Here is a 12,301-nt window from a genome sequence, read left to right on the forward strand (position 1 = left end):
GCCCGCTTCCCCGACACCGCGCCGACCGTCGGCCGTGACGCCCCGCCCGCCGGTGGCGTACCGCGGACGCCGCCCCGCCGTCCCGGCGCTCCCGGGGAGACCCCGACCGAGACGACCGCGCGCCTGCGCCCGGTCCCGGCGGAAACGGAACCGGAGCCGGAACCGGGGCCCGCGGCGCGCACGGAACCCTCCCCGTCCTCCGGCCCGGCGGACCGCCCCGCCGCCCCCGACGCCGCCTTCTCCTGGAGCAGCCCGACCGACACGCGGCCCCGGGTCTCGTTCGGCGAGCCCGAGGGGTACGACGCACAGGCCCGGCCGCGTCCGCTCGGCGGGCGTCCGCGACCGCAGGCCGTCGCCGCCGCCGTCTGCCTCGTGCTCGGCGTGGGGCTCCTCACCGGAGCCGTCACCGGCAGCTGGCTCGCCGGGGACTCCGGGGACGACGGCGCGCGCAGCGCGTACACCGAGGCCGGTGACCTGTGGCACAGCGTGCCCGTCGACCAGCTGTTCCCGCCCACCGTCCAGGGCAAGGGCGCGGGCCCCGGCGGAGCCGACCGCACCTGGACGCGGGTCGGCGTCGCCCCGGACGGCGACTGCGCCGGCGCCTTCGACCGGCTCCTCGCCAAGGTGCTCGACCCGGTCGGCTGCTCGCGCCTGCTGCGCGCCACCTACACCGACGCCACCCAGAGCTACGTCACCACCGTCGGCCTGCTCTTCACCAAGGCCGACGCCGCCGCCATGACCGCGCTGGCGGACCGGTTCGAGAAGGAGCGCCTCGGCCGCCGGGACGACCTCATGCCCCTGCCGTACGCCGCGAAGGACACGGTCGCCGCGGGCTTCGGCGCAGCGCAGCGGGCCTCCTGGACCGTCTCCGTCCTCACCGACGCCCCCGTCGTCGTCTACGCCGTGTCCGGCTGGGCCGACGGCCGCACCGTCGACGAGCCCGAACCCGCCGAGGAGGCCATCGAGTCCGGCGCCGCCTCGGCGCCCGCCCAGGCCGGTCTCGGTCACGAGGCGCAGGGCCTCGCCGACCGCGTCGAACGCGCCCTGCGCAGACACGTCGGCGCGCCCACGGAGCACCCGTCGTGACCCCCGCAGACATCCGCCGCAGGACAGGGGCCCTGAGCCTCTTCCTCGCCGCCGCCCTCGTCCTGGTCCCGGCCCCCGCCGCGCACGCCGACGGCATCCGCGCCCAGCAGTGGGCCCTGGACGCCATGCACACCGAGCAGGCGTGGCGCACCACCAAGGGCGCGGGCGTCACCGTCGCCGTCCTGGACACCGGCGTCGAGGCCGGCCACCCCGACCTGACCGGCAACGTCCTCCCCGGCAAGGACCTGGTCGGCTTCGGCGCGAGCGAGGGCGACCGCTCCTGGGCCCGGCACGGCACCGCCATGGCCGGGATCATCGCCGGTCACGGACACGGCGCCGGCCACACCGAAGGCGTCATGGGCATCGCCCCGGAGGCCAGGATCCTGCCCCTGCGCGTCATCCTGGAGGACGGCGACCCGTCCCGCGCCAAGGCCCGCAAGACCCGCGGCAACGCCCTGGCCGAGGGCATCCGCTGGGCCGCCGACCACGGCGCCGACATCATCAACCTCTCCCTGGGCGACGACTCCGCCTCCGCCCACCCGGAGCCCGCCGAGGACGAGGCCATCCAGTACGCCCTGAAACAGGGTGTGATCGTCGTCGCCTCGGCCGGGAACGGCGGCGAGAAGGGCGACCACATCTCCTACCCGGCCGCCTACCCGGGCGTGATCGCCGCGACCGCCGTCGACCGCTACGGCACCCGCGCCGCCTTCTCCACCCGCCGCTGGTACGCCACGGTCAGCGCCCCCGGCGTCGACGTGATCATCGCCGACCCCGACCACCGCTACTACGAGGGCTGGGGCACCAGCGCCGCCTCCGCCTTCGTCTCCGGGGCCGCCGCCCTGGTGAAGGCGGCCCACCCGGACCTCACCCCGGCCCAGGTCAAGTCCGTCCTGGAGGACACCGCCCGCAACGCCCCGGCCGAGGGCCGCGACGACTCCCGCGGCTTCGGCTTCGTCGACCCGGCCGCCGCCATCGAGGCGGCCGGACGGCTCAAACCGGCGGGGCTGAAGTCGGCGGCGTACGGCGAGGAGTACTTCGGTCCGGGACCGGACGCCCCCGCCTCCGACGACGACACCTCGGCCTGGGCCGCGCCCCTGGCGGGCGGCGCGGGGGGCGTCTTGGTGGTCGCGGCTGTGGTGCTGTGGCGCGGCCGCCGCGAACGCCACGAGGACTTCTGACCGCCCGGAGCGCACCCCGGGGGCGGACCAGCCCCTAGGCGGTGTCGGTGAACACGGACACCGCCGCCCGTGCCGCCGCCTCGGTCAGCGCGATCCCCTCCGTCTGCGTACCGCTGCCCCGCGACACCACCGCCACCAGGTAGCCGTGGCCGCCGCTCACCACCCGCCCGATGCTGTTGGCGACCCACAGACCGGTGGTACTGCGCCGCAGCCAGCCGTTCTTCAGCGCCCACACCGAACCGGCCGTGCCACCGGCCTCGTCGGCCGCCGCCGACACGCCCCACCGCTGACCGTCCGCGATCCGTTCCATCAGCCCGCGCACATACGCCCGCGAGGCCTCGCTCAGCGCCGAGCCGTCCGCCGCGAACACCTGCCGCAGCAGCGTGACCTGATCGGCGGCGGTGGTCCGGGTCAGGCCCCACAGCGGGCCGTCGCCGCCTTCGGTGCCGGTCAGCCCGAAGCGTTCGTTCGCGGCGCCGAGCCCGTCGGCCGCCCCGATCGCCCGCCACAGCGCCGACGCCGAGTCGTTGTCACTGTCCTCGATCATCGCGGTGGCGTACGCCTTCTCCGACCCGGTGAGTGAACGTCCCGCGTCCTGCGCCCGCAGCAGCAGCGCCGCCAGGATGTCCACCTTGACGATGCTCGCCGTGTCGAAGGCGCCCGTGCCGTACGAGGCGCCCTCGCCCGAGTCCGGGTCGAGGACCGCCACCGACACCTCGGCGCCGTCCCGCACCGTCACCGACGCCATGGCCGCGGCCAGTCGCGCGTCACCGTCCACCACCGGCTCGACCGTCTCCACCGCTGCCTCCCCGCCCGAGGGTGCCGAGGCCGACGACGATACGGCGCCGCCCACGCCCGGGTGTGCGTGGCCCTGCCGGTACACCGCCCCGGTGGCCTCCGGGTCGGCGGACCCCGCGAGGCCGGTGAGGAGCGCCGTACGCGCCCCCCGATAGGGTCGGGACGTGGCGAACAAGAACATCCCCGACTCCGCCTTCTCCGACGACGACGGCTCCGCCGACCCCCGGCTGAGCGCCGCGCTCGCCGCCTGGGCCGAGGACCGCGCCGCCGTGGGCCCGGTCCTCGAAGCGCTCAAGGGCGCCCGGCTGCTCGTGCCCGTCGTCGCCGTACTCGGTGAGGTGGAGGAGGACGAGAACGGGCTGCGCCGCGAGAAGACCAGCGACATGGCCGTACCGACCCTGAAGGCAGGCGGCCGCACCGCGCTGCCCGCCTTCACCTCCACCGAGTCGCTCGCCCGCTGGGACCCCGCGGCCCGCCCCGTCGCCGTACCCGTGCACCAGGCGCTGCAGGCCGCCGCGCACGAGAAGGCGGACACCGTCGTACTGGACCTGGCCGGACCGGTGCCGTTCGAGCTGACCGGAGCGGTGCTGCTGGCACTGGCCGAGGGGCGTACGACGACCGACCCGCTCGCGGACCCGGCCGTGGCCGGGGCCGTGCGCGCCGCCCTGGCCGACGAACCCGCCGTGCTCCGCGCCCACCTCGGACCGGGACGGGCCGACGGCACGCTGGCCCTGGTCCTGGACCCGGCCGCCGACGCGGCGAAGGCGGCCCGCGCCGTCGCCGAGCGGCTGGCCGCCGACGACACGCTGAGGGCCCGCCTGGTGCGCGGCCTCGACCTGGCACTGCTGCCGGCCGGGGCGACGCCGCCGGGCGAGCCCTTGTACGTGCGGGGATAGCTGCTCCGGGTCCGCGGACGGCGGTCAGCCGTAGACCGCGCCCGTGTACTTCTCGCCCGGACCCTGGCCCGGCTCGTCCGGGACCAGCGAGGCCTCGCGGAAGGCCAGCTGGAGCGACTTCAGACCGTCGCGCAGCGGCGCCGCGTGGAACGAGCTGATCTCGGTCGCCGTCGCGTCCAGCAGACCGGCCAGCGCGTGCACCAGCTTGCGGGCCTCGTCCAGGTCCTTGTGGTCCTCGCCCTCCTCGGTCAGGCCCAGCTTCACGGCGGCGGCGCTCATCAGGTTGACGGCGACCGTCACGATCACCTCGACCGCGGGGACCTCGGCGATGTCGCGGGTCATGGCGTCGAAATCGGGAGTCGCCGAGGATTCAGCGGGGGTCTCACTCATGCCGCACACGATAGGCGCAGCGGGGGAGCGGACCCCACTCGGACTCGGTTAGCCCTTCCCCCGCCGAGCTGCTAACCTTGTGTAACGACCGGTCGGACACGCACGCCCACGGCAGCGGATCCGGCCCACAAGTGGAGGCTTCGAACTCCCACCTGGCCGTCCTCCGGACGGCGGGTCACCGGTCAGGCGGTCCCGTCCCACGGCGGTGACCAGCCCGAAAGCGCGCCCCGCGGCCATCGCGGCGGTGCTCCGGTAGTAGTTCGAGGAGCCCCGCCTGTGATCGTCCGGGGCATTTTTTGTGTGCCGGCGCGGTTAGGTCTATCGAACACAGACGTTACGCGGCTGTCCGCCAGACCGTCGCGTGGTGCTACCGAGGAGGATCCATCAGCGCCGAGCCCCGCATCAACGACCGGATTCGCGTTCCCGAGGTGCGACTTGTCGGTCCCAGCGGCGAGCAGGTCGGGATTGTCCCGCTTGCCAAGGCCCTGGAGCTTGCGCAGGAGTACGACCTCGACCTCGTCGAGGTCGCGGCGAACGCCCGTCCGCCCGTGTGCAAGCTCATGGACTACGGGAAGTTCAAGTACGAGTCGGCCATGAAGGCCCGTGAAGCGCGCAAGAACCAGGCGCACACGGTCATCAAGGAGATGAAGCTCCGGCCGAAGATCGACCCGCACGACTATGACACCAAGAAGGGTCACGTCGTCCGGTTCCTCAAGCAGGGCGACAAGGTCAAGATCACGATCATGTTCCGCGGTCGTGAGCAGTCCCGGCCGGAGCTCGGCTACCGACTGCTGCAGCGGCTCGCGGAGGACGTCCAGGACCTCGGCTTCATCGAGTCGAATCCCAAGCAGGACGGCCGAAACATGATCATGGTCCTCGGTCCGCACAAGAAGAAGACCGAGGCGATGGCCGAGGCCCGCCAGGCGCAGGAAGCCCGCAAGGCCGACGCGAAGGCCAACCCCGGCAAGTCGCAGAACGCCGCGGAGGCCGACGACATCGAGGACGCCGAGGCCCCGGCCGAGGCACCCGCCGAAGCGTGACCCCGGGGGACCGCCAGTCCCCAGGACACAGACCGATACAAGAGCGACGCTCCCACCGTGCCCGGTTTCACGACCGGGCACCGGAGCGCCACCGACGAGGAGAGAACGGCGCTATGCCGAAGAACAAGTCGCACAGCGGTGCCAGCAAGCGCTTCAAGATCACCGGCTCCGGCAAGGTGCTCCGTGAGCGCGCCGGCAAGCGCCACCTGCTCGAGCACAAGTCGTCCCGCGTGACGCGTCGCCTCACCGGCAACGCCGAGATGGCCCCGGGCGACGCCGCGAAGATCAAGAAGCTTCTCGGCAAGTGACGTACGGGCGCCACTGAGCGCCGTACGGCAGGACCGGGACCCAATCGATACCGGGCCGCGTGAGGATCACCGCGGCCCCGCTACAAGGAGTTAACAAGTGGCACGCGTCAAGCGGGCAGTCAACGCCCACAAGAAGCGCCGGGCGATCCTCGAGCAGGCCTCCGGCTACCGCGGTCAGCGTTCGCGCCTGTACCGCAAGGCCAAGGAGCAGGTCACCCACTCGCTGGTCTACAACTACAACGACCGCAAGAAGCGCAAGGGTGACTTCCGCCAGCTGTGGATCCAGCGCATCAACGCCGCTGCCCGCGCCAACGGCATCACGTACAACCGCTTCATCCAGGGCCTGAAGGCCGCCAACGTCGAGGTCGACCGCAAGATCCTCGCCGAGCTGGCCGTCAACGACCCGAACGCGTTCGCCGCGCTCGTCGAGGTCGCGCAGAAGGCGCTGCCGAGCGATGTGAACGCGCCGAAGGCGGCGTGACGCCGCGCCGGCTTCAGCCGGTTGCCGAAGGGACCCGCAGGCTCCAAGCCTGCGGGTCCCTTCGGTTGCCGCCCCGGTCCTGTCCGTTGTCGGCTGCTGGCTCGTTGCGGCTGGTCGCGCAGTTCCCCGCGCCCCTGGGGCGTTGCTCCTCGCGGCGAGACAGCCGCACCCCACGTTGAGACATTTGTGAAGGTGATGGAACACATGGCGCCCGCCGCCCCCGAGCTGATCTCCCCCCGGTCTCCCCGTGTCGTCGCCGCGCGGCGGCTGGGGAAGCGGAACTTCCGGGGCAAGGAGCGGCTGTTCCTGGCCGAGGGGCCGCAGGCCGTGCGGGAGGCCGCCGGGTACGGGGAGACGCTGGTCGAGCTGTTCGCCACCGTCGAGGCCGCGGAGCGGTACGCCGACATCGTCGGGGCCGCCCGTGACGTCGGTGCCCGGGTGCACCTCGCCGCCGACGCGGTGATCGAGGACATCTCCACCACCGTCACCCCGCAGGGGCTGGTCGGGGTCTGCCGGTTCCTGGACACGCCGTTCGAGGAGATCCTCGCCGCCCGCCCCAAGCTCGTCGCCGTGCTCGCGCACGTCCGGGACCCCGGCAACGCCGGCACCGTGCTGCGCTGCGCCGATGCCGCCGGGGCCGAGGCGGTCGTGCTCACCGACGCCTCCGTCGACCTGTACAACCCCAAGGCCGTACGCGCTTCCGTCGGCTCCCTGTTCCACCTGCCGGTCGCCGTCGGGGTGCCCGTCGAGCGCGCCGTCGCCGGGCTGCGGGATGCCGGGGTGAGGGTGTTGGCCGCCGACGGGGCGGGGGAGCACGACCTCGACGCCGAGCTGGACGCCGGCACCATGGGCGGGCCCACCGCCTGGGTGTTCGGCAACGAGGCATGGGGGCTCCCGGAGGAGACCCGCGCCCTCACCGACGCCGTCCTGCGCGTCCCGATCCACGGGAAGGCGGAGAGTCTGAACCTCGCGACCGCCGCCGCCGTATGTCTCTACGCGTCGGCGCGTGCACAGCGTGCCGCCGGAGGGTGCCGCTCCGTCACCGAGAGCTAGTAGGGTGACCAGCTCAAGGCCCCTGCGCGGTTGAGAGGTGGGGTACGGGGATGAGCGTCGGCACGAGCAGCGCACGGGGAGCACACCAGGTGCCACGTCCGCCCGCGCCCCGCACGCCCGGCGATCTCGCCGACCTCGGCATCGACCCGGACCAGCTGCCCGACGGGCTGGTCGTCGCGGACGAGCACGGCCGGGTGGTCTGCTTCAACGCCGCCGCCGTCCGCATCACCGCCACCCCCGCCGCCGAAGCACTCGGACAGCACCTGGACAGCGCCCTGCCCCTGGAGGACCTGGAGGGCCGCCGCTGGTGGCAGCTCACCGACCCCTACGGCGGCCTCGCCATCCGGGTCGGCCAGCCCGAGCGCAACCTGCTGCTCCCCGGCGGCCGGGAAGTCCTGGTCACCGCCCGCTACGTGCGCGCCGAACGGCTCGGTCCCGTCCACCGCGTCGTCGTCACCCTGCGCGACACCGAGGCCCGCCGCCGCACCGAGCGCAGCCACGCCGAGCTGATCGCCACCGTCGCCCACGAACTGCGCTCCCCCCTCACCTCCGTCAAGGGCTTCACGGCCACCCTGCTGGCCAAGTGGGAGAGGTTCACCGACGACCAGAAGCGGCTGATGCTGGAGACCGTCGACGCCGACGCCGACCGCGTCACCCGGCTCATCGCCGAGCTGCTCGACATCTCCCGGATCGACTCCGGCCGCCTGGAGGTGCGCCGCCAGCCCGTCGACATCGGCGCCGCCGTCGGCCGGCACATCCAGGCGTACGTCGCCGCCGGCCAGTCGGCCGACCGGTTCCTGCTCCGCCTCGCGCAGCCGCTGCCGGACCTGTGGGCCGACCCCGACAAGGTCGACCAGGTGCTGAGCAACCTGCTGGAAAATGCCGTGCGGCACGGAGAGGGAACCGTCACCATTGACGTCACGCCCACGGCGTCCCCCCGCGAGGGGGAGGACACCGGCACGTCGGTCACGGTGAGCGACGAGGGGGCGGGCATCCCGGAGGAATCCATGAACCGTGTCTTCACCCGCTTCTGGCGGGGCAGCAAGCGCGGTGGCACCGGCCTCGGGCTGTACATCGTCAAGGGCATCGTCGAGGCCCACGGCGGCACCATCACGGTCGGCCGCGCCCCCGGCGGCGGCGCCGAGTTCCGATTTACGTTGCCCGTGGCGGCACCGGCGTACCTCAGCTGACAAGCACCTGAGACGGCCGACGGACCCCACGGGCGTAATCAGCGTTCCACAGCCCCGTTAGACTCGGTCTTTGGCACCTTTGCGTCCAGATCCGCAGACGAAGCGTCGACGAAGCGTCTCCGCCGTCTGAGGACCGTAGACGGGGCGTCCCAGCCAGCCAACCGGAAGCACGGGAAGAGATGTCGGCACCGAATAAGTCGTACGACCCAGTCGAGGTCGAGGCGTTGAAACCGGAAGAGATCGAGCGCATGCGGGACGAGGCGCTCGCCGCCTTCGCCGCCGCGGACTCCCTCGACGCGCTCCAGGAGGCCAAGGTCGCCCACACCGGCGGCAGCTCCCCGCTGGCGCTGGCCAACCGCGAGATCGGCGCCCTGCCCCCGCAGGCCAAGGCCGAGGCCGGCAAGCGCGTCGGCATGGCCCGCGGTGCCGTGAACAAGGCGCTGGCCGCCCGCCAGGAGGAGCTGGAGGCCGAGCGGGACGCGCGGGTCCTGGTCGAGGAGGCCGTGGACGTCACGCTGCCCTACGACCGGGTACCGGCCGGCGCCCGCCACCCGCTCACCACGCTCTCCGAGCGCATCGAGGACATCTTCGTCGCCATGGGCTACGAGGTCGCCGAGGGCCCCGAGGCCGAGGCCGAGTGGTTCAACTTCGACGCCCTCAACATCGGCCCGGACCACCCCGCCCGCGGCGAGGCCGACACCTTCTTCGTCCAGGGCCCCGACGGCGGCTCCGAGTCCGGCGTCGTGCTGCGCACCCACACCTCGCCCGTGCAGATCCGCTCCGCGCTGGAGCGCGAGCTGCCGGTCTACGTGATCTGCCCCGGCCGGGTGTACCGCACCGACGAGCTGGACGCCACGCACACCCCCGTCTTCCACCAGGTGGAGCTGCTCGCCGTCGACGAGGGCCTGACCATGGCGGATCTCAAGGGCACCCTGGACCACATGGTCCAGTCGCTGTTCGGCGCGGAGATGAAGACCCGGCTGCGGCCGAACTTCTTCCCCTTCACCGAGCCGTCCGCCGAGATGGACATGCTCTGCTACGTCTGCAAGGGCGCGTCCGTCGGCAACCCCGACCGGCCCTGCCGCACCTGCTCCAGCGAGGGCTGGATCGAGCTGGGCGGCTGCGGCATGGTCAACCCGCGGGTGCTCACCGCCTGCGGCGTCGACCCGGAGAAGTACAGCGGCTTCGCCTTCGGGTTCGGCATCGAGCGGATGCTGATGTTCCGCCACAACGTCGAGGACATGCGAGACATGGTCGAGGGTGACGTCCGGTTCACCCGGCCGTTCGGGATGGAGATCTGATGCGGGTCCCGCTTTCCTGGCTGCGGGAGTACGTCGACCTGCCGGCCACCGAGACCGGCCGCGACGTGCAGGCCAAGCTGATTTCGGCCGGTCTGGAGGTCGAGACCGTCGAGCACCTGGGCGCCGACCTCAAGGGCCCGCTCGTCGTCGGCCGGGTGCTGACCATCGAGGAGCTGGAGGGTTTCAAGAAGCCGATCCGCTTCTGCACCGTCGATGTGGGCCGGGCCAATGGCACCGGTGAGCCGCAGGAGATCGTCTGCGGCGCCCGGAACTTCGCCGTCGGCGACAAGGTCGTCGTGGTCCTGCCCGGTGCCACCCTGCCCGGCGGTTTCTCGATCTCCGCCCGCAAGACCTACGGCAAGACGTCCCACGGCATGATCTGCTCCAGCGACGAGCTGGGCATGGGCGACGACGGCACGCACGGCATCATCGTGCTGCCGCCGGAGACCGAGGTCGGCAAGGACGCCGTCGAGCTGCTCGAACTGGTCGACGAGGTGCTGGACATCGCCGTCACCGCCAACCGCGGCGACTGCCTGTCCATCCGCGGCGTCGCCCGCGAGGCCGCCATCGCCTACGGCCTGCCGCTGCGCGACCCGGCCCTGCTCGACGTGCCCGGCCCCAACGCCTACGGCTACCCGGTGAAGATCGCCGACCCCACCGGCTGCGACCGCTTCACCGCCCGCACCGTGACCGGCCTCAGCGCCGAGGCCCGCTCGCCGATCTGGCTCCAGCGCCGGCTCCAGAAGGTCGGCATGCGTCCGATCTCGCTCGCCGTCGACGTCACCAACTACGTGATGATGGAGCTGGGCCAGCCCCTGCACGCCTACGACCGCTCACTGGTCCAGGGCACCATCGGCGTGCGCCGGGCCCAGGAGGGCGAGAAGATCGTCACCCTCGACGGCACCGAGCGGAAGCTGCACGCCGAGGACCTGGTCATCACCGACGACCGCGGCCCCATCGGCCTCGCCGGTGTCATGGGCGGCGCCAACACCGAGATCGCGGACCACGACTCCGCCGAGAACGGCGGGAACGCGACGACTGACGTGGTCATCGAGGCCGCCCACTTCGACCAGGTGTCCATCGCGCGCACCGCCCGCCGCCACAAGCTGTCGTCGGAGGCGTCCCGCCGCTTCGAGCGCGGCGTGGACCCGCAGGCCGCCGCCGCTGCCGCGCAGCGCACCGTCGACCTGCTGGTGCTGCTCGCGGGCGGCACCGCCGAGTCCGGGGTCACGGAGATCAGCGCTCCGTCCGCACCGCACACCATCAGCGTCCCGGCCGACCACCCGGACAAGGTCGCGGGTGTGGAGTACGGCCGCGAGACCGTCGTACGCCGTCTCCAGGAGGTGGGCTGCGACGTCTACGGCCAGGACGAGCTGATCGTCACCGTGCCGTCCTGGCGGCCCGACCTCACCGACCCGAACGACCTGGCCGAAGAGGTCATCCGTCTGGAGGGCTACGAGAACCTGCCCTCCACGCTGCCCAGGCCCCCGGCGGGCCGCGGCCTGACCTCCCGGCAGCGGCTGCACCGCCGCGTCGGGCGGGCCCTGGCCGGTGCCGGGTACGTCGAGGCGCTGAACTACCCGTTCGTCGGCGAGCAGGTCTTCGACCAGCTCGGTCTCGACGCCGACGACCCGGCCCGCCGCGTCGTCAAGCTGGTCAACCCGCTCAGCGACGAGGAGCCCGCGCTGCGGACCTCGCTGCTGCCGGGCCTGCTGGGCGCGCTGCGCCGCAACGACGGCCGCGGCGCGCACGACCTGGCGCTCTTCGAGACCGGCCTGGTCTTCCACCCGCGCGACGAACAGCGGATCGCCGCCGACCTGCCCGTCGACCGGCGCCCCAGCGAGGACGACCTCGCCGCGCTGGACGCCGCGCTGCCCGACCAGCCTCGGCACGTCGCCGTGGTCCTGACCGGGGCCCGCGAGCAGGCCGGCTGGTGGGGCAAGGGCCGCCCGGCCGACTGGGCCGACGCGGTCGAGGCCGCCCGCACCGTCGCCCGCGAGGCCGGCGCCGAACTGGGCGTCCGCAAGGGCCAGTACGGCCCCTGGCACCCGGGCCGCTGCGCAGAGCTGACGGTCACCGTGGACGGCGAGGAGCGCGTGATCGGGCACGCGGGTGAGCTGCACCCGCGGGTCCTGAAGACGCTGGGGCTGCCCGCGCGCACCTGCGCGACGGAGCTGGACCTCGACGCGGTGGCGGGGGTCGGCGACGACACCCCGCAGGCTCCGGGCATCTCCACGTTCCCGGTCGCCACACAGGATGTCGCCCTGGTGGTCGACGCGTTCGTCCCGGCGGCCGACGTCGAGGCCGCGCTGCGCGAGGGCGCGGGTGAACTGCTGGAGTCCATCCGGCTGTTCGACGTCTACGACAACGCCGAGCAGCTCGGTGAGGGGCGCAAGTCCCTCGCGTACGCGCTGCGCTTCCGTGCGGGGGACCGGACGCTGACGGTCGACGAGGCGTCCGCCGCCCGCGACGCCGCGGTCGCCCTCGCGGGCGAGCGGGTCGGAGCGGTGCTGCGTAGCTAGCGGTTCGGTTCGCCCAAGGGGCGTGGGGTTTGTGCCGGTCGGCGGCTGCGGGCAGTCG

Annotated in this window: 12 protein-coding genes; 10 read left to right on the forward strand and 2 right to left on the reverse strand. The window is 73.1% G+C overall.

Annotated features, from left to right (window positions below):
* Together BZZ08_RS21430 and mycP are read left to right on the forward strand one after the other, a co-directional pair.
* On the forward strand, window positions 1-1,086 hold a 1,086-nt coding region (locus tag BZZ08_RS21430), incomplete at its 5' end, for a hypothetical protein (RefSeq protein WP_241965527.1).
* Window positions 1,083-2,264 (forward strand): type VII secretion-associated serine protease mycosin, encoded by a 1,182-nt coding sequence (mycP, locus tag BZZ08_RS21435; RefSeq protein ID WP_104633876.1) that lies wholly within the window; start codon window positions 1,083-1,085, stop codon window positions 2,262-2,264. The genes BZZ08_RS21430 and mycP, both read left to right, overlap by 4 nt.
* 34 nt (window positions 2,265-2,298) lie before the next feature.
* Here the strand turns inward: mycP and BZZ08_RS21440 are convergent, their stop codons facing one another.
* Window positions 2,299-3,243, reverse strand: coding sequence for a serine hydrolase (locus BZZ08_RS21440; RefSeq protein WP_104633928.1), 945 nt, complete (start codon window positions 3,241-3,243; stop codon window positions 2,299-2,301).
* Here BZZ08_RS21440 and BZZ08_RS21445 point away from each other — a divergent pair.
* Window positions 3,227-3,958, forward strand: a complete 732-nt coding sequence (locus BZZ08_RS21445) for an SseB family protein (protein ID WP_104633877.1) — start codon at window positions 3,227-3,229, stop codon at window positions 3,956-3,958. The two genes, BZZ08_RS21440 and BZZ08_RS21445, sit on opposite strands and share 17 nt — an antisense overlap.
* 24 nt (window positions 3,959-3,982) lie before the next feature.
* Here the strand turns inward: BZZ08_RS21445 and BZZ08_RS21450 are convergent, their stop codons facing one another.
* Window positions 3,983-4,348, reverse strand: coding sequence for a DUF1844 domain-containing protein (locus tag BZZ08_RS21450; RefSeq protein ID WP_104633878.1), 366 nt, complete (start codon window positions 4,346-4,348; stop codon window positions 3,983-3,985).
* A gap of 383 nt (window positions 4,349-4,731) precedes the next feature.
* Between BZZ08_RS21450 and infC the strand changes: the two genes are divergently transcribed.
* From infC to pheT, 7 genes are all read left to right on the forward strand, one after another.
* A complete protein-coding gene (gene infC, locus BZZ08_RS21455; protein ID WP_104633929.1) occupies window positions 4,732-5,388 on the forward strand; it encodes a translation initiation factor IF-3 in 657 nt (218 codons plus the stop codon).
* Window positions 5,389-5,501: 113 nt separating this feature from the next.
* Window positions 5,502-5,696, forward strand: coding sequence for a 50S ribosomal protein L35 (gene rpmI / locus BZZ08_RS21460; RefSeq protein ID WP_003977225.1), 195 nt, complete (start codon window positions 5,502-5,504; stop codon window positions 5,694-5,696).
* 97 nt (window positions 5,697-5,793) lie between these two features.
* A complete protein-coding gene (gene rplT, locus BZZ08_RS21465; RefSeq protein WP_003977226.1) occupies window positions 5,794-6,177 on the forward strand; it encodes a 50S ribosomal protein L20 in 384 nt (127 codons plus the stop codon).
* A gap of 204 nt (window positions 6,178-6,381) precedes the next feature.
* Window positions 6,382-7,230: a TrmH family RNA methyltransferase gene (locus BZZ08_RS21470; protein ID WP_104633930.1), complete on the forward strand. Its 849-nt coding sequence runs from the start codon at window positions 6,382-6,384 to the stop codon at window positions 7,228-7,230.
* A gap of 50 nt (window positions 7,231-7,280) precedes the next feature.
* Entirely contained in the window at window positions 7,281-8,420 is a 1,140-nt protein-coding gene (locus BZZ08_RS21475; RefSeq protein ID WP_104633879.1) for a sensor histidine kinase, read from the forward strand.
* A 179-nt stretch (window positions 8,421-8,599) separates the two neighbouring features.
* Window positions 8,600-9,721 carry a phenylalanine--tRNA ligase subunit alpha gene (pheS, locus tag BZZ08_RS21480; protein ID WP_104633880.1) on the forward strand — a complete coding sequence of 374 codons (1,122 nt, stop codon included), beginning with the start codon at window positions 8,600-8,602 and terminating at the stop codon, window positions 9,719-9,721.
* Window positions 9,721-12,243: a phenylalanine--tRNA ligase subunit beta gene (gene pheT / locus BZZ08_RS21485; RefSeq protein WP_104633881.1), complete on the forward strand. Its 2,523-nt coding sequence runs from the start codon at window positions 9,721-9,723 to the stop codon at window positions 12,241-12,243. Before pheS ends, pheT begins: the two co-directional genes overlap by 1 nt.
* Window positions 12,244-12,301: the final 58 nt, after the last annotated feature.

Origin of the sequence: Streptomyces sp. MH60, from assembly GCF_002939385.1 — a bacterium.
Taxonomy (GTDB): domain Bacteria; phylum Actinomycetota; class Actinomycetes; order Streptomycetales; family Streptomycetaceae; genus Streptomyces.

Coding starts and splice junctions, on each gene's coding strand:
- BZZ08_RS21440 (WP_104633928.1), bottom strand. CDS start 3,243: ATGTTCTTGTTCGCCACGTCCCGACCCTATCGGGGGGCGCGTACGGCG.
- BZZ08_RS21450 (WP_104633878.1), bottom strand. CDS start 4,348: ATGAGTGAGACCCCCGCTGAATCCTCGGCGACTCCCGATTTCGACGCC.
- rpmI (WP_003977225.1), top strand. CDS start 5,502: ATGCCGAAGAACAAGTCGCACAGCGGTGCCAGCAAGCGCTTCAAGATC.
- BZZ08_RS21470 (WP_104633930.1), top strand. CDS start 6,382: ATGGCGCCCGCCGCCCCCGAGCTGATCTCCCCCCGGTCTCCCCGTGTC.
- BZZ08_RS21475 (WP_104633879.1), top strand. CDS start 7,281: ATGAGCGTCGGCACGAGCAGCGCACGGGGAGCACACCAGGTGCCACGT.
- pheS (WP_104633880.1), top strand. CDS start 8,600: ATGTCGGCACCGAATAAGTCGTACGACCCAGTCGAGGTCGAGGCGTTG.
- pheT (WP_104633881.1), top strand. CDS start 9,721: ATGCGGGTCCCGCTTTCCTGGCTGCGGGAGTACGTCGACCTGCCGGCC.